The organism is Pseudomonas sp. FG86 (assembly GCF_057808775.1).
The window spans coordinates 1-17,189 of sequence record NZ_JBMDIS010000002.1 but is presented as its reverse complement, the minus strand read 5'-3'; the positions used below and the strand labels follow the sequence as shown (position 1 = coordinate 17,189).

General features: G+C 58.9%; 16 protein-coding genes and 1 pseudogene. 11 read left to right on the top strand and 6 right to left on the bottom strand.

Annotation, left to right across the window (positions count from 1 at the left end; genetic code table 11):
* Positions 1-2 precede the first annotated feature (2 nt).
* The 5 genes from ACODSV_RS01305 to ACODSV_RS01285 form a co-directional block, all read right to left on the bottom strand.
* Positions 3-659 (bottom strand): amino acid ABC transporter permease, encoded by a 657-nt coding sequence (locus ACODSV_RS01305; protein WP_489044498.1) that lies wholly within the window; start codon positions 657-659, stop codon positions 3-5.
* Positions 656-2,041, bottom strand: coding sequence for an MmgE/PrpD family protein (locus ACODSV_RS01300; protein WP_489044496.1), 1,386 nt, complete (start codon positions 2,039-2,041; stop codon positions 656-658). The genes ACODSV_RS01305 and ACODSV_RS01300 overlap by 4 nt, the downstream gene beginning before the upstream one ends.
* A 2-nt stretch (positions 2,042-2,043) precedes the next feature.
* The gene (locus tag ACODSV_RS01295) at positions 2,044-2,844 is read right to left on the bottom strand and encodes a transporter substrate-binding domain-containing protein (protein WP_489044494.1); all 801 of its coding nucleotides are present in this window, start codon (positions 2,842-2,844) and stop codon (positions 2,044-2,046) included.
* Positions 2,845-2,911: 67 nt separating this feature from the next.
* Complete coding sequence (locus tag ACODSV_RS01290; protein WP_489044492.1) at positions 2,912-3,787, bottom strand: MurR/RpiR family transcriptional regulator; 876 nt, start codon at positions 3,785-3,787, stop codon at positions 2,912-2,914.
* Between the two features lie 345 nt (positions 3,788-4,132).
* Positions 4,133-5,071: an AraC family transcriptional regulator gene (locus tag ACODSV_RS01285; RefSeq protein WP_489044490.1), complete on the bottom strand. Its 939-nt coding sequence runs from the start codon at positions 5,069-5,071 to the stop codon at positions 4,133-4,135.
* A gap of 96 nt (positions 5,072-5,167) precedes the next feature.
* Here ACODSV_RS01285 and ACODSV_RS01280 point away from each other — a divergent pair, with 96 nt between their 5' ends.
* The 4 genes from ACODSV_RS01280 (at position 5,168) to ACODSV_RS01265 (ending at position 10,036) form a co-directional block, all read left to right on the top strand.
* A complete protein-coding gene (locus ACODSV_RS01280; RefSeq protein ID WP_489044488.1) occupies positions 5,168-5,914 on the top strand; it encodes an SDR family oxidoreductase in 747 nt (248 codons plus the stop codon).
* Positions 5,915-6,033: 119 nt separating this feature from the next.
* The gene (locus ACODSV_RS01275; protein ID WP_489044486.1) at positions 6,034-6,915 is read left to right on the top strand and encodes a universal stress protein; all 882 of its coding nucleotides are present in this window, start codon (positions 6,034-6,036) and stop codon (positions 6,913-6,915) included.
* A 66-nt stretch (positions 6,916-6,981) separates the two neighbouring features.
* Positions 6,982-9,564 (top strand): cation-transporting P-type ATPase, encoded by a 2,583-nt coding sequence (locus ACODSV_RS01270; RefSeq protein ID WP_489044677.1) that lies wholly within the window; start codon positions 6,982-6,984, stop codon positions 9,562-9,564.
* A complete protein-coding gene (locus ACODSV_RS01265) occupies positions 9,542-10,036 on the top strand; it encodes an acetyl-CoA hydrolase/transferase C-terminal domain-containing protein (RefSeq protein WP_489044484.1) in 495 nt (164 codons plus the stop codon). The genes ACODSV_RS01270 and ACODSV_RS01265 overlap by 23 nt, the downstream gene beginning before the upstream one ends.
* A 127-nt stretch (positions 10,037-10,163) precedes the next feature.
* Here ACODSV_RS01265 and ACODSV_RS01260 read toward each other — a convergent pair.
* Positions 10,164-10,262 (bottom strand): annotated as a pseudogene (locus ACODSV_RS01260) (IS5/IS1182 family transposase); the annotation flags it as partial.
* A 480-nt stretch (positions 10,263-10,742) separates the two neighbouring features.
* Between ACODSV_RS01260 and ACODSV_RS01255 the strand changes: the two are divergent.
* From ACODSV_RS01255 to ACODSV_RS01225, 7 genes are all read left to right on the top strand, one after another.
* Positions 10,743-11,648 (top strand): LysR family transcriptional regulator, encoded by a 906-nt coding sequence (locus ACODSV_RS01255; RefSeq protein WP_489044482.1) that lies wholly within the window; start codon positions 10,743-10,745, stop codon positions 11,646-11,648.
* 473 nt (positions 11,649-12,121) lie between these two features.
* On the top strand, positions 12,122-12,334 hold the full coding sequence (locus ACODSV_RS01250) for an AlpA family transcriptional regulator (RefSeq protein ID WP_046482923.1): 213 nt from the start codon (positions 12,122-12,124) through the stop codon (positions 12,332-12,334).
* A gap of 36 nt (positions 12,335-12,370) precedes the next feature.
* The gene (locus tag ACODSV_RS01245; protein ID WP_489044480.1) at positions 12,371-13,234 is read left to right on the top strand and encodes a ParA family protein; all 864 of its coding nucleotides are present in this window, start codon (positions 12,371-12,373) and stop codon (positions 13,232-13,234) included.
* The gene (locus ACODSV_RS01240) at positions 13,218-13,478 is read left to right on the top strand and encodes a type II toxin-antitoxin system HicA family toxin (protein ID WP_489044478.1); all 261 of its coding nucleotides are present in this window, start codon (positions 13,218-13,220) and stop codon (positions 13,476-13,478) included. The genes ACODSV_RS01245 and ACODSV_RS01240 overlap by 17 nt, the downstream gene beginning before the upstream one ends.
* Complete coding sequence (locus tag ACODSV_RS01235) at positions 13,471-15,195, top strand: ParB family protein (protein WP_489044476.1); 1,725 nt, start codon at positions 13,471-13,473, stop codon at positions 15,193-15,195. Before ACODSV_RS01240 ends, ACODSV_RS01235 begins: the two co-directional genes overlap by 8 nt.
* An 11-nt stretch (positions 15,196-15,206) precedes the next feature.
* The gene (locus ACODSV_RS01230) at positions 15,207-15,767 is read left to right on the top strand and encodes a DUF2857 domain-containing protein (protein ID WP_489044474.1); all 561 of its coding nucleotides are present in this window, start codon (positions 15,207-15,209) and stop codon (positions 15,765-15,767) included.
* Complete coding sequence (locus tag ACODSV_RS01225; protein WP_489044472.1) at positions 15,767-16,954, top strand: STY4528 family pathogenicity island replication protein; 1,188 nt, start codon at positions 15,767-15,769, stop codon at positions 16,952-16,954. The genes ACODSV_RS01230 and ACODSV_RS01225 overlap by 1 nt, the downstream gene beginning before the upstream one ends.
* Positions 16,955-17,189: the final 235 nt, after the last annotated feature.

The following is a 17,189-nucleotide window of genomic DNA, read 5'->3' as shown; positions in this document are numbered from 1 at the left end:
CCTCAGCGGCCGAAGATGAAGCGCGGACCGACCCAGTTCAGCAGGCGGCGCAGGGCGATGGACAGCAGCAGATAGAGGCCTGCCACCACGATGTAGGTTTCGAAATTGCGGAATGAGTTGCTGGCGATCTGGTTCGCGGCGTAGGTCAGCTCTTCGGTGGATATCTGGCTGCACACCGCCGATCCGAGCATGATGATGACCATCTGGCCAACCAGAGCCGGCCACACCCGTTTGAGCGCTGGAGGCAGGATCACCCTGGAAAAGATTTGCCAGCGGTCCAGCGCCAGGCTTTGCGCCGCCTCGATTTGCCCGTCAGGTGTCGCCTCGATCCCGGAACGGGCAATCTCGCTGACATAGGCCGCCAGATTAATCACGTTGGCCAGGATCGCAGCGGTCAGCGCGGTCATTTTCAGCCCCAGGCCCGGCAGCCCGAAAAAGATGAAGAACAATTGAATGATGAACGGCGTATTGCGAATCAGTTCGACATACAGCCCTACTGTCCAGCGCGCCCACACGGGACCTTTGCTGCGCACCAGGCCACAGGCAATGCCCAATGCGGTGCCGAAAATTGCCGACAACAGCGTGAGGAACACCGTCAATAGCAATCCGTCCAGCAACAACGGCCATTGAGCAAGTACCACAGAGAAATCTAGTGTCATGAGTCGGTCTGCTCGACAGGATGTGAGTAAGGCAGGAGGCTGCGAACCCGGGGGATCCGCTCCAGCTGTTCCAGGCGTTCAAGCAGTCCTTGCGCCTGGGATGTGGGCATGCCCGGTGTGGTACAGCCCATGAACTTGTCGCGCAGTTGTGCCTGAGACAGTGGATTGACAGCTGACCCAAGAGGCATTGCGCAAAACCGTTCGACGATGCTGCCGTCATTGCGTACCACCTTGACCCACGCGCCTTCAGGGGCGTCATCAAGCCGTTCGGTATCCCAGCGCTCGCTGCTGCACATACGCACCCGCTTCATCAGGCATTGCATGTCCGGGCGACTGATCGTTTCGGGCGTCAGGACGGCGAGCGTGATTTCCCCCAGCAGACAGGTGCCGGCCATGGCGAAGGGCATGCTGAATTGCGCTTGCTGGCGTTGGGTGGGTAAGTCATGGGTCAGGTTCTGGATCACAATGGGCGGGACATCGCAGATAATTTCGGCAATATCCTCGACCACTACCACGCCGCTCCTGAGCATTTCCTTTAACGCATCCACGGCGGCATGAGATGACAGGCAAAGCGGGATGCGCTTTATGTCGACACCGGGCTCAAGCAGGTTCCAGTGCTGCCCCGGCAGTGGCAACGCCTTGAGCACACCCGCGTTGAACATCGCCGCCAGACCATTGGCATGTTCGACGATATCCACCGGCCCGCGACTGCCCTGCTCGGCCAGCAAAGCGGCAATCACCCCCGCCTCGCTGGTGCGCCCGGCCATCAAGGCCTTGGCGTCGGTGCCAAAAGCGGCTTTCATGGCGCCCGTGCTGGACAGCGCAATACCCAGCGCTGATGCGGTACGTTCGGCATCGAGCCCCAGGGCATGGCACGCCGCCGCGCAGGCCCCTACCACACCCAGCAACCCTGTAGTCCACCAGCGACGCTCATAGAGCTGTCGAGTCAGCGCCTTGGCCAGTGCATATTCACACTCGGACCCGACCACGAACGCCGTCAGCAGCGCCGCGCCATCCAGGTCACGCATCTGCGTCACGGCCAGGGCGGCCGGCATGATCACCACCGATCCATGGACGACGCCCGGATAGCAGTTGTCGTCAAAGTCCAGCGCGTGTCCGGCAGTCGCGTTGACGAAGGCCGCTGCCGGCGCGCCTAGTCGTTGTGCATGCCCCAGCAATACTGAGTGCCCGCTGGTGCTGACTGCGAGACTGACCGTTCGCGCCTGAGTGGCGACGTCACTGTCGCTGCCCGCCAGAGTGACCCCGATCGTATCGATCAGGCAGCGCTTGGCAGCGAGCCGGACCGCGGGCGGAATATGCTCCAGACGGACTGTCGAGCTCCAGCGCGATAGCGCAACGAGGGTTGGGATAAGGTCGCTCATGGTTATTCTGGAAGCTCGCCTGCCGGGGCACCGAGCCATTTCTGCGAAATGGCGTCCAATGTCCCGTCTGCCTTGGCTGCACGAATAATCTCGTTCACCTTGGCACGCAGCTCAGGCTGATCCTTGTTCATGCCGATGTAGTTAGGCGCGTTGGACAGCACGACCTTGAGCGCGATGTCCAGGTTCGGGTTTTTCTGCTTGAGAGAGGCCGCGACCGTGGTGCCGATGGCGACCATTTGGGTCTGGCCTGAAACAAATGCAGAAATGGTGCTGTTGTTGTCCTCGAAACGCTTGGCCACGGCCTGTGGCGCCGAGTCGGTCAGCTCGCGATCCTGCATCGATCCACGGGTCACCGACACCGATTTGCCGGCCATGTCGGCCAAGGACTTGACCGGTAATGCAGCGGCACCAAACACCGCGTCGAAGAACGGTGAGTAGGCGATGCTGTAGTCGATCACTTTCTCGCGCTCAGGTGTCTTGCCCAGCGACGAGATGGTGAAATCGGCCTTGCCCGACTGAATGTAGGCCACTCGGTTAGGTGCCGTGACAGGCACCAGCTCAAGCTTCACGCCGAGCTTGTTCGCCATCAGCCTCGCCACGTCGATATCCAGGCCCTGAGGCTCCATGTCCGGGCCGACATAGCCGTAAGGCGGGTAATCCACCGGCACCGCGACACGCAGCTCTTTACTTTTCAGGATGTGATCAAGGGCCTCCCCCGCCTGGGCGAATGTGCAGGAAAGCAGGGCGCAGAGTCCCGACACGATGAGGGTTGTTTTAAAGGGCTTGCACGGATTGACGGTCATGATAGTGCTCCGGGGGTTAAGCGGCTCGAGGTTCGAAAACAGGTGCGGATGAAAGCGCGGCGCCCGGTCAACCCAGGTCCCACCACTCTCCAAGGCTCAGGAGTTGTTCTTCGGTGTGGGTGACCGAGGCTTCGGTGTTCTGACTGGAAGTGGCCGACATCAACGCCACCAGAATTTCGCTGACCAACATGGCCGGCACGATGGTGTCGTAGAACGACGGTGTCTGGTTTTTCACGATGATCGTCTCGGCTGCCAACCTGGCGGTTGGCGAGGTGACGCTGTCAGTGATGGTAATGATGCGCACGCCCTGCTGGTGCAGGTAATTGGTCAGGGTGATCAGACGTCGCGAATAACGCGGCAGACTGCACACCAGCGCTACATCTTTCGGACTGGTCTGGTTGATGATCGACATCACGCCACTTTCGCCAGCACCTTCGACCAGACGCACATTCTTCGCGAAATAAGAGGCTACATGGGAGAACTGAAACGCGACGCCGAACGACGAACGCATCCCCAGGCAGTAGACCTGGCGGGCACCGGCGAGCAAGGCTACCGCACGTGAAATCGATTCGAGATTTTCCTGGCTGCACATCAGCTGGATTTGTTCGATGGCGTTGTTGGCCATGTCCTCGATCACGCGGTGCGCACCGACGCGCTGCTTGAGTTCGACCAGATCATGGGCCCGAGAGCCATAGGCACTGTTGTGCCCGCGCAACGAATCGATGAACAATTCACGCAATTCGTCGTACCCGGCCATGCCCATACGTTTGGCCAGGCGTGTCATGGTCGAAGGCGGCACATTGGCCAGACGCGCCAGATCACGCATGGACATCACCGCAACCTCATGCGGGTTATCCAGAATGAAACTGGCTGCAGCGCGTTCTTGCCGGGGAAAGGTTTCGAACTGCTGTTTCAGCTGTGCGCAAAGAAGGTCACGGTCCATCGGCATAACCACGAATGAATGCGGAAGATGCAGATGAAATTGCAACAGCTGTGCCATAAAAAAAACGAATGATTCAAATGAACCATTATTCGGACGTGGTCTTTTGGCACAATCGACAGCCGCTCAGTCGCCTGCCACCCAAATTCGATTGGGTTGATTCACTCATTGATTCGATTGAATCGGCGCATTCTGCACGGCAACACCGTCACGACACTGCAATTCAATGCAGATCCCGTTTTTTCCGCGCCCCCATGGTGCAGCGCACCGGCGTGGTGCGGGAGAAGGCGTCGTTACCTCTCCCCTTTTAGTCCTTTGCAATGGACGACTGAAAGGGCTTTGCAGCCACTAACTGAGGGTCGCGCTCCACAACACCTGGCGGTTTGTCTGGCGCGCACCACGAGCGTAGTGGCTGGGCGGCACGCCCACATGTCGGGTAAACGCGGTGCTGAACGCGCTGGCCGAACGATAACCGACACCTTCGGCAATTTCGGCCATGCCCTGCTGTGTACGACGAAGCAGATCCTTGGCGACCGCCATCCTCCAGACCAGCAGGTATTCCATCGGCGCCTGGCCCAGGGTGCTGATGAATCGCTTGAAAAAGGCGGACCGGGAAAGCGTGGCAGCGCCTGCCAATTGCGCCACCGTCCACTCATGGGCAAGATTGCCGTGCATCTGCCGCAGCGCCTTGGCCAGACGCGGATCAGCCAGCCCGCGTAACAAGCCGGGGGGCGTCTGCTCGGCCTTTATCGAGCGCAACGCCGCAATCAGCAGCACCTCCACCAACCGCGTGAGAATCAATTCACGGCCTGCTTCCTGCGTCGTCGACTCTTCACGCAGCAAGTGCACCAACGTCGCCAGACGCTCGACGCCGCGAACATGTATGCGCTCTGGAAGCATCGCCACCAGCATCGCCGCGTCGGGCGATTCGAAGTCGAAGTGGCCACCCAGCAGACGCACATCCGCGGGGCCATCGGGGTCGCCATGGCGCAGTTCATCTGCCTGCGTGGCGCCATACACCGGCACTCGCGTCACCGGGTCTACCGGGTCGAACCCCGAAAGCGTGAAAGCCGGCGTCCTCGGTAACAGCAGGAAATCCCCCGCCAGCAGGATCAATTCAGGCTGACCATCAACGGCCAGACGGCAACTGCCTTCCAGGACCGCGCAGAAACTCGGCAGACCAAACTCGGAATAACGCACGCCCCAGCCCCCGGCGCCGCTGATGCCTTTGGAAAACACGGCGCGGGGTTTGAGCAGTGCAATAACGTCGGACAGGGGATCGCTCATATCGAGACTTATACGAATGAAATATGAACTTCAGATTATAGAGAGTCTTCGGCATCAAGATTATCTTCATCACGACACCCACTATCTGGATATACCATGAAAACCGTCCTGATCACCGGATGTTCCTCCGGCTACGGCCTTGAAACAGCGCGTTACTTCCTCGCCAGAGGCTGGAACGTGATCGCTACCATGCGCACTCCCGACGCGGCGCTGTTGCCACCCTCGGAACGCTTGAGGGTCCTCGCACTCGACGTGACCGAGGCGCAGAGCATCGCCGCAGTGCTCCAGGCCAGCGGGCCGATTGATGTACTCGTCAACAATGCCGGCATCGGCCTGTTCGGTGCATTCGAAGCCACGCCCATGACAACTGCACGGCAAGTTTTTGAAACCAACACATTCGGCGTGATGGCCATGACCCAGGCGGTGATTCCGCAGATGCGCGCCCGTCGTTCAGGGGTAGTGGTGAACGTCACCAGCAGCGCGACCCTGGTGTCCATGCCGATGGTCGCCGTCTATACCGCCAGCAAGCAGGCCATCCAGGGTTTTACCGGCTCATTGGCTCTGGAACTGGCCACCTTCAACGTCAACGCCAAACTGGTGGAGCCTGGCTACGCCCCTACTACCCGCTTCGGCGACAATGCCGGCGAACGCATGGCAGGGATGATTCCCGAGGCCTACGCCGATTTGGCCCACAGTATTTTTGCCTCGTTGGGCACTGCGCAATACACCACCGAACTTAACGTGGCCGAAGCCGTCTGGCAGGCGGCAAATGATACGACCGGACAACTGCACTTCCCTGCCGGAGCAGATGCCGTGGCATTGGCGGCTCAATTGCGCAGGTAATGAGCTTACATCCGGACACAATTGTCGTTTCTGAATGTTTGACGTAGATCAAACCCGTCCCTGTAGCCAGCGGCAGGATCAGAGAAAGCCTTCAGGGCCGACATCGCAAGGAGACGCAAATGATCCGGATAAACCGCATACTGGCCGCCACCGACCTTTCCGTACCCGCCCGCCACGCCGCCGAGCGCGCGGCAATGTTGAGTAAGGAATTGTCGGCCGCACTCGATTTGCTTTACGTGGCGAACCTCGCGCCGCTGGAGCGATTCAGACAAATGATGGTGCCTCAGGATGACTTGCTTGAGCGGGTGCTCGAGACCGCGCGGGAGAAGCTTGAGCAGCTTGGCGCCACGCTCTTGCAGCGCTATGACGTTGCTGCCGGGGCGCACGTCCTGCCAGGTCCGGTTCTCACGGAGCTGACCAGACAGGTGGATGAGATGGCCATCGAGCTGCTGGTTTGCGGTGCCAAGGGAGAGAGCGTGGCCCGTCATCTGCTCCTGGGTTCGACAGCCCAAAGGTTGCTCAGTCGCATGGTTTGCCCCGTTCTGGTGGTCAAGCAGACGCCACGCCAAGGGTACCGGACCCTGCTCATTCCGGTCGATTTCTCGCCCTCGTCATTACGTGTAATCAAGGACGCCCGGGCCATTGCCCCTCACGCCGAAATCATTCTGCTGCATGTGTTTGAGGTGCCCTTCGAGGGGAATTTGCGTTTTGCCAATATTGATGCCGAGATCCTCGATCACTATCAGGTTCTCGCCAGGAAGGAGGCCACAGAAAGGCTTTATGCATTACGCGAGGAAGCCGGACTGTCGCCTTTTGACGCGCGGTTGGTCGTGGTACATGGTGACCCCTCCTGGCGCATTGTCGAGCAGGAACAAGAGTTGGACTGCGATCTGATCGTGATGGGCAGGCATGGCGAGAGCGTACTGGAGGAGTTGCTGGTGGGTAGCGTCACCAAACATGTTCTGGCTGAATCCCAGTGCGATGTCCTGGTGTCGATGTGATCGTGATCACCTGAGCAAGGTTGTAAAAACGCTCTTTTGATCCCAGCCACGGAAGAGGCCAGCCCCATGACAGCTCCTTTTAACGCTCCGCCGGTTCCCCACTCGCCAGCCTCCTGGCATACGCTCGGCATCAAGGACGTCGAGCATCGGTTGCAGACCGGGCCAGAAGGTTTGCAGGAAGCAGAAGCTGCCAGCCGCATTGCCCAATATGGTCCGAACAAACTGATTCCACCCAAACGCCGGGGGCCTGTGCTTCGGCTGCTGGCGCAATTTCACAACATATTGCTTTACGTGATTATCGGTTCGGCATTCATCACCGCCCTGCTCGGTCATTGGGTCGATACCGGCGTACTGCTCGCCGCCGTGGTGATCAACGCGATCATCGGGTTTATCCAGGAAGGCAAGGCAGAAAGCGCGCTGCATGCCATTCGCGCGATGCTCGCCCCCCATGCCATGGTGATTCGCGATGGCGTTCACCACGAGATCGATGCCGCAGACCTGGTACCGGGCGATCTGGTCCTGCTCGCCTCCGGTGACCGGGTGCCGGCGGATTTACGCCTGATGGCCGTCAGGGATTTGCGCATCGAAGAAGCCGCGTTAACGGGTGAATCCCTTCCGGTCGAAAAAGGTATCGAAGCCGTACAACCGGATGCCCCGCTGGGGGACAGGCATTGCATGGCGTATTCCGGCACGGTAGTGGTTTATGGCCAGGCGACCGGCATCGTCGTCGACACTGGCACGTCGACCGAACTCGGGAAAATCAATCAGATGCTGGCGGATATCCAGAGCCTGGCCACGCCGTTGCTGCGCAAGGTGGATCGGTTCGGGCGGATGCTGGCCGTGACCATTCTCGGCAGTTGCCTGGCGACCTTCATGCTCGGCACCCTGTGGCGCGGCCATCCACCGGCGGAAATGTTCATGATGGTCGTCGCCCTCGCCGCCTCGGCGATACCCGAAGGCCTGCCGGCAATCATGACCGTGACCCTGGCGCTCGGCGTCCAACGCATGGCCCGACACAACGCAATCATCCGTCGTCTGCCGGCCGTGGAAACCCTGGGATCGGTGACGGTCATCTGCTCCGACAAGACCGGCACGTTGACCCGCAATGAAATGACCGTGCAACGTGTGGTGTGCGCCGGCCATGTGTTTGATGTCGGCGGTGTGGGTTATGCGCCGGTCGGCGATTGCAGCATTGACGGGCGCATCATCGATCCGGCCCATTATCCTGCGCTCAGTCTGGCGATCCGCACCGGCGTGTTGTGCAACGACGCTCATCTGCGCAATGAAGACGGCCTGTGGCGCATTGAAGGCGATCCCACCGAGGGAGCCTTACTCGTCCTGGGCGACAAGACCGGTTTCATCCAGGATGCCTGGGCACGCCTGGATTCCATCCCTTTTGAATCACAACACCGCTTCATGGCCACCCACTATCGGGACAGCAATGGCCAGTCCTGGATATTCGTCAAAGGCGCCCCCGAACGCATTCTCGATATGTGCGACACACAGTTGAACCACGATGGCGAACACCCGCTCGATGTCGATTACTGGCGTCGTATGACCACAGATACGGCAGCCCAGGGACTGCGGCTACTGGCCCTGGCCTGTAAACGCTCAATGCCGAAGGAGGATCGCCTGACCTTTGAGGATACGGAGTCCGGTCAGACATTGCTGGCTCTGGTCGGTATTGTCGATCCACCGCGTGAGGAGGCCATCAAGGCCGTTGGCGAATGCCATCGTGCAGGCATCAGGGTAAAAATGATCACCGGCGACCACGCGGAGACTGCACGTGCCATCGGTGCACAGCTTGCTATCGGCGTCGGCAAACCCACCATTACCGGCGCAGAAGTGGCTCTGATGAATGACGAAGCCCTGCGTCAGGTCGCGAATGAAGTGGATGTGTTTGCCCGGGCCAGCCCGGAACACAAGCTGCGGCTGGTGAACGCGTTGCAGAACAACGGTCATGTCGTGGCAATGACCGGCGACGGTGTAAACGACGCTCCCGCGCTCAAGCGCGCAGATGTCGGCATATCAATGGGCATGAAGGGTTCGGAGGCAGCCAAGGAAGCGTCCGACATGGTCTTGGCCGACGATAACTTCGCCACGATCGCCACAGCCGTCCGCGAGGGTCGGGCGGTTTACGACAACCTGAAAAAATTCATCCTGTTCATGCTGCCCACCAATGGCGGCGAAGCCCTGGTCGTGATTGCGGCCATCCTCTTTGAACTGACACTGCCGCTCACCCCCGCCCAGGTACTGTGGATCAACATGGTCACATCCAGCACCCTGGGTCTGGCCCTCGCCTTCGAACCCGCAGAGCACGGCATCATGAAGCGCCCGCCACGACCACCGGGCGAAGCGCTACTGTCCGGGTTCTTTATCTGGCGGATACTCATGGTTTCAGTATTGATGATGTGCGGCGCCATCGGCCTTTTCCTGTGGCAGTTGAACGAAGGGAGCAGCCATCGGCGCCATTCCCGATGCCGTCTTGAGTGCACTAGGCGACCATCGCCATTTGGGCGTGCATTCAGGCAGCCTTGGAGACGGTGTAGCACGCCTGATGCTAAGCGGTTCTATCACCAACCAGCGCAAGACGATCGACCGAGGCATCAGCATCGGTGGCATTCTCATGGGAACCAGCCTGCTGCATGACTATGCTCACCATAACCCGGCGATCCAATTACGCTCGACACGCTATACCCATGATGCGCACATACTGGAAAGCATCGACAAACTGGTAGCGATCAACTCAGCCGTCGAAGTCGACCTGACCGGTCAGGTCAATTCGGAGTCGGCCGCAGGCAGCTACGTCGGCGCCATCGGCGGAGCGGTCGATTTTATCCGTGGCGCACGGCGCTCAAAAGGTGGATTGCCCATCATCGCCCTGCCCGCTACCGCAGGCCGCCACAGCAGAATCGTGACGAGGTTAAACGGACCGGTAACCATTGCACGTAGCGATGCGGTCATTGTCGTCACCGAGTACGGCATAGCAGATCTGCGCGGTATGACTCTGAATCAGCGAACCACAAAATTGCTGGAAATCGCCCATCCCGAACATAGGGATGCACTCCAGGCTCAACTCGATAAGGGCGCCGCTGGAAGCGCGACTGCTAAGAGGAAGTAGGCAAAATCCAGCTGCCTGTTAAAAATTTTCGCATATTCTCTGATCGAGAGAGGCCCATGCGGGAGTGGCTCGGGACATATCAGGGTAACGCAGTCGCAGATCATTGCTGACGCAATCGACGGAGCGCCACAGGCAAGCCATGCGCATCTACAGCCAAGTGGAGTTTGTGTGTATTGCCCGCAAGGCTTTTTCCTATGGTTTCAGAGTGATCACTGGCCGCGCCGGCACGTTCTTTAAAAACTAATGCGGCTTTCCTTTATTCCTAAATGACTCGCAGACCGTAACCTTTTGATTTGCAATGATGCGATTTTATTTTCTGACGACCACCGAAGTGAAGCCGGCAGTGCACGTGAGGACGCCATGACAGCCCAGCCCTAATCCTCAGACCAGCTCAGCCCCGCTCGTAACGCAACGTCTCGGCGATTGCCAGCAGCGATCTGCGCTCTGCAAAGCACCCGCGCGCACGGCGGCGGCCGCGCCACCGATCGAGTACCTGTCGCAACTCCAGGGGCACGTAGAGACGCCGGTAGGATCAACACTTCTGGAAGCAGTCACACGATTGCGACCTGTGCATGTCAACGTCGGCCGCGTCAAAACTCGTGGATTGCATCACACAGCGGTTCACCGAAACCACTACCAGTGCGCGAATAACAGTGCACTGCCCGCGGTCAAAGAGCATGTCAACAACCAACAAGGAAGATGCACCATGAGGATACGTCACCTGCGCTATTTCCTTATTGTCGCTGAAGAACAAAGCTTTGCTCGTGCGGCGGCCAGAGTTCACATCGAACCTTCCCCGTTGTCCAGAGCCATAAGAGATCTTGAGTCCTATCTCGGTGTCCGACTGCTCCATCGCACCAAGGGGCGTATACAGCTGACTTGGCCAGGGGAGATTTTCCGTGAGGAGGCTCGTCGCGTACTTGCCTTCATGGATAACGCCCTGACACGAGTGCAATCGGCCTCCCAGGGCTATCGCGGCAGGGTACGTATAGCCATCGCCGATAGCCTGGCTCAGCCTCGGCTAACACAGCTGCTGGCTCGGTGCCGTGAAGAGGAACCTACCACCGAAATTCGGATCGTTGAAATGACCGTCAACGAGATGCACAACGCGCTCTTACACGACGAGACAGATGCGGGTTTCACTGTAGACAGCACAGTAGCCACCAGTGGCTTCACAAAGTTAAGGGTTTGGGCCGAACGCCCTGCGATTGCTATTCCCACTCACCATCCGCTGCTTTCGCTGGATAAAGTGCCTCTTGGGGAAGCACTCCGGTACCCCCTGATTCTTTGCCATCCTGAACGTTGCGCCGGAGGACACAACGTCATTAATCATTGGTTTGAGGACGATTCGTTGCCCTCTCCCAACATTGCTGAACATGTTTCTGGTCATGAGCCCATGATGATGCTGGTGGCCGCAGGCTATGGCATTGGTATCGGGTTGGAATCGCAGCTCTCCATTTACAACCACCCTGACGTAATTGTTCGGCCGGTTGTCGATGATATCCCCGACACGGCAACATTCATCGTTGTACCGGAGAGGTCAATTTCAGCAGATCTGGAACGCTTCATTAAAAGAGCGCAACAAATCGGGGGAAGCATGACCAATGAGTGACGATGATCATTCCATGCTCAGTAATGGACGCTCATATTAAGTTCCATACATTTTTGTCTGGAGCACGACCCAAATATCCCCTTCATCGTCGCGAGATAAAGGGGATAGCCTTTGAATTCAGTTGGTGTGCACCGGCTCATGCACAAGCGCGCTAGCTTGTAGCGCTTGTCAATCGCAACCTACCGTTACTGACGGACATTTTTTGTCGCCCGCATGACAGAAAATGCCGCGCTCACTCGCGCGTAGATTAAACAGCGAGCGTCCGTCAGACGGACTATTTATCAAGACGCCGAACCTTTTAACAGTGTCAGTTCCACGGATAGAGTTGGCCGCAATGCTTTGCCTCGCAGCCGGATGACGGAACATCAATACGGTGGTCAGAACCGTCCTATTGTTTGATGTGCTTCAGGGGTGGCAGCGATTCAATACGGGTCAACCCGAGAAGTGCCACTGAGCATTAAGGAGTGACCGCTATGTCTGAACAGAACCCTGCTCCAGCCCCGGAGCGACGCATCCTTCGCCGCCCGGAAGTTGAGGCCAAGACAGGCTTCAAGCGCGCCTATCTTTACAGCCTCATGAAGGCGGGACAATTCCCCAAAGCCATAAAACTTGGCGTCCGTGCCGTTGGCTGGGACTCCGCTGAGATCGACCAGTGGATCACTGACCGTCTTAAAGAACGCGTCTGACTGAGCTCCCCATTCCTTGCCAAAGAGGAGCACGCCATGCAGGTGATTTCTGTTATTTCGACCAAAGGCGGCGTAGGAAAAACCACCGTAGCCGCGAACCTCGGCGGCTTTATCGCCGATGCCGGCCTAAGGGTTCTGCTGCTCGATCTTGATATGCAGCCGACGCTGTCATCCTACTACGAGCTTGCCCGTCGCGCTCCATGCGGGATCTATGAGCTGCTGGCATTCAACGAGCGCGACATTGCGCGCCTGGTATCGCGCACCGTCATAGAGCGGCTGGACGTCATTCTGTCCAATGACGAGCATCGTCAGTTGAACACCCTCTTGCTGCATGCACCGGATGGGCGGCTTCGACTGCGGCACCTGCTACCGGTGTTTCAGCCGCATTACGACCTGGTGCTACTCGACACTCAAGGCGCTCGCAGTGTGCTGCTCGAAATGGCCGTGCTTGCGTCCGAGCAGGCGGTCTCGCCCGTAACACCCGAGATCCTCGCCGCGCGTGAAATGCGCCGAGGCACTCTGCAGCTCATCGAAGACATCGCCCCCTATAGGCATCTGGGCATTAACCCGCCACACCTTCATCTCCTGCTCAACCGCGTACCTGCTGTGTCAGCCAATGCAAAGCTGATCCAACAGACACTGCGTTTGATCTACCGAGATCAGGAAGGGGTTCACGTCCTGCGTACCGAGATCCCCGCGATCGAGGCATTTCCCCGAGCGGCAACGCGTGGTTTGCCGGTCCATCGGGTTGAGCACCGACGGCCCACTGGCCGAGTCGCGGCAGCCGCACTGGACATTGTCCGCGGGCTGGCCAGCGAACTGTGCCCGCAATGGCAGGAACAGTTCGCCCTGGTCACCGGGAAGTTTGAGGGGAGACATGCTCATGTCGAACGCCCATGAACTGGCCCGTGGCCACAAGCGACTCCTTCCGCTGATTGAACATGCCCTGAGCGAGGGTTGGAATGTCTCCCGAACACCTGGCGGGCACCTCAAATTCGTCAAGCCGGGCTTACCGCCGATTTATACCAGCTCGACAGCCAGCGATCACCGGACAGAACGCAATGCGCGCGCCATGCTGCGTCGCGCACAACGTCACGCCACAGTGGTCGAGCACCCTGCTCAGGAGGGGGGCGACTATGACTGATACCTCCCCTCAAGAGATGGCCAACAAACTGATGATCGACGGTTTGGGACGCTCCGGACCCGTTGCAGATGCCCTGACGGACCCGATCGCCGATACTCCAATGGTGGTGACGCTGGACCAGTTGCGCTCCTATGAGCTCGATCCGAGGCTGACGCGCAATCCGCTGTACGAGGAGATCAAAGCGTCCATCCTCCAGCGTGGGCTGGATGCCCCGCCGCCGATCACCCGTCGCCCCGGTGCCGATCACTACATCATTCGTAACGGCGGCAACACGCGCCTGGCGATACTGCGCGATCTGTGGAGTGAGAGCAAAGACGAGCGATTCTTCCGTATCGGCTGCCTGTTCCGCCCATGGCCGGAGCGCGGTGAGATCGTTGCCCTGACGGGACATCTGGCAGAAAACGAACTTCACGGCGGCCTGTCGTTCATCGAACGTGCCCTGGGCATCGAAAAAGTCCGTGAGCTCTATGAGCAGGAGGATGGGAAATCGCTGTCGCAGTCAGAGCTTGCCCGACGCCTCAAGGCTGATGGCTACCCCGTGCCCCAGCCCCACATCAGCCGCATGCAGGAGGCGATCCAGTTCCTGCTGCCGGCGATACCGAACGTGCTCTATGCCGGCCTCGGACGCCCCCAAGTCGAGCAACTGACCAGCCTGCGTAGGGCCGGTTCCCGGATCTGGGATGCGCGCGTTACCAGAAACAGTGCGAGCATTGATTTTGCGACGCTGTTCCAGGACGTCCTGATGGTATTTGACTCCCCAGGCAGCTTTGCGGCGCAGCGAGTACAGGATGAGCTGATCGGTCAAATGGCCGATTTGCTCGGGGTGGACTATGACACGCTGGCATTCGAGATCACCGATTCCGAGAAACGCTGGCAACTGCTGAATAGTGACCCCAATAGCACGTCCAGCACGGCGACTACCGGACAGACACCCACGAGCCAGTCAACATTGCCATCGACGGTCGCACCGCCTCCGTCAGAATCCACACCGCGGACGACGGAGACATCCCGAACATCTGCAAGCGAGCCCCATACGCTACAAGGTGGATCTGCAACACGTCCTCCGGCCGACGCGGTTGAGGACCAACAGGACAAGGACGATCGCTCGGTCTTGTTTCAGGAACATATCGTTTCGCCTGCCGAGACCACCGATCGCCTGCAGTCGATCCAGCGACTGGTGGCTGACCACACCGGCGAGACACCACCTGATTTCGGAACAAACGTCCTGCAGGCCATCCCTGTCCAGGCGGGAGGTCTCTATCCGATCTCGGATGTCTGGTACATCGATCCCAGCCTCGATACACCCGATCGGTTGCGCATCCACATCGCTCAATTCGCGCGTGAGATAGCCAACGAAGCAGGTCTGGATGATGGCATCGCCGCCTGCAACGAGGGCATCGGCTTCACGTGCGCACGAACGTTTGGCGAGTTGGACACGCCATCAAATCTCCCTGGCGCGCTACTGTCACTGCTGCATGCCTTGAGCGCCCCCTATCAGCCGGTCGGCACGTTGCCTGTACGCATCAACACAGCACAACTGGCCGAGGACCTGGGCGCTCTTTTAATGGGGCAGGTACGTACGCCCTCATCACAGCAGGTCGTGCGTCTGAGCGACAGTGGGCTGGTGAAGCTTTTCCGTTTGTTGAGGCTTGCCAGGCGATTGCTGGACATCGAGGCCGGCATCACTGATGGCGACACCGCCATGAACGGATCATAAGGATGGCCGCCATGCCCGATCCCCATCCGCTCAATCAGGCCGTGATCGCGCAAGCGCTCCACGACTTGCGCAACGGCCAGCTACGCCGGGCAAAATCCATGGGGTTCGACGACGCGGCGCTGGAGGCACTCAAGCACCCGGCCATGGCCAGTCTCCTGGCCAACGCAACCGTCAAATGGTGCTCAGTGAGCGTGAACAAGGAGGTACTGCATCATCTCTTGAGCCAGGTGAGTGATGTCACCCGGGAGATTGAAGAAATCGATCGGTTTCTGCGGTTGGGAGCGAGCACGGAACTCATCAGCAAGTTCTACGGTTTGACCCACCAGGAGATCGCCCTCAGGCGCGATGTCATCGGCCTACCGAAACGCAAGGGCCGGTATCCGGTCCTGACAGAAGAGCAGGACGCTGATCTCTGGCATCGCTGGTCAGCAACCGTCAAAGAACGTGGTACCGCGTTGAACGACGACATGGCCATGCTTGCTATTACAGCCGACCTTGCCGAATGCACGGAACTGCCCATCTCAGTGATCTGGAGCGCTATCCGAGGGTGGATTGATGAAGGGCTGGTCTGATGGGCAGTCCACGTCATTCACGCGGCCCCGTATCGCAGGGGGAGCTATTCGACCAGGCACTGCAGCACATGCAACCTCCCCCGGACACAACACCGGCGCCGACTCCGGCACCCCCTCCCTCTGATGGATTCATCTTCAGCGGCAACCGCCAGGACAGCGTGCCACGTGCATTGCTGCTGGATAACCGGCTGACCCCGCTTGAACGAAATGCCTGGCAGGTCTTTCGTCTGCTGCTCAACGACGATGGGGTCACCGCCTTCCCCACCTACGATCAGCTCTGCCCCTATCTGGCCTCAATGCCGTGCACGGCTCGTGCGTCCCATGAGACCGTCGCGCGGGCGCTAACGCTGCTGCGCCTGACGCGCTGGATCAGTCTGGTGAGGCGCCGTCGTGATCCGAAAACAGGACGAATCCAGGGCAATCTCTATGTGCTGCACGACGAGCCTCTGACGCCCTATGAAGCCATTCAGCTCGACCCGGATTATTTGGGGCTGGTCAGCCAGGCATTGAATCACGCCAGCAAGTCCGTCCAGCGTGTCGGTGTGCACACGCTCAAAGAAATGGCCGACGACCCTATGCTCCGCGGGCGGGTACTGCCGAGCAGGCTCCAAGTGCTGTCGCAGCGATTGGCGGCGCAAGGCTGGACCGAAGAGCAAAGTTATCCACAACCTGGGGATGACCACGAATCCGAAGAAGGTCCCAACGACTTACTTCGGAATCCTGCCTTCCCGATTTCGGAATCCGAAGCAGGCGTAAAACCCAATAAAACCGACTCACTTCGGAATCCGAAGACCGATAGTACTGTACGTAAAGAAAAAGAAATAAAAGAAGTACGTACAGTACCGCGCGAGCGGGGAAAACTTCGCCTACCCGAACGCTTCCTGTCACTCAAAGCAGAGCAGCAATCAGGCGCGCTGACCGCAATGCAGCCTGTGGATGCCGAGTTGCACCAAGCCATCATCGACGAATGGGATGCACGTTGTCGGGCAAGCTCAGTGCGTAACCCTGCGGGCTACCTGTTTGGCATCATTCAAAAGGCCATGAAGGGTGAGTTTCACGCCTGGGTCGGTCAGAAGACAGCCAGCCCCCCGGTAAGCCCACCTCCAAAACCGCAGCCAATGCAGGCTGTCGACCCAGAAGTCGCCCGAGAGAACATCGCACGGCTACGCTCACTGCTCGGCAGGTGAAAGCAGCGCCCACGTGCCATCAATGACGTTTAAGTCCAACGACGTCCATGATCGCCTATACCACTGGTATAGTTGAACACACTGCCTTCCCTTCAATGCATCACCTCCAGCCCCGAGGTCATCCGCCTGAAGAGTCCACCGAAGGCCACCGTCGCCTATACCACTGGTATAGTTGAACAGACTGCCTTCCCTTCAATGCATCACCTCCAGCCCCGAGGTCATCCGCCTGAAGAGT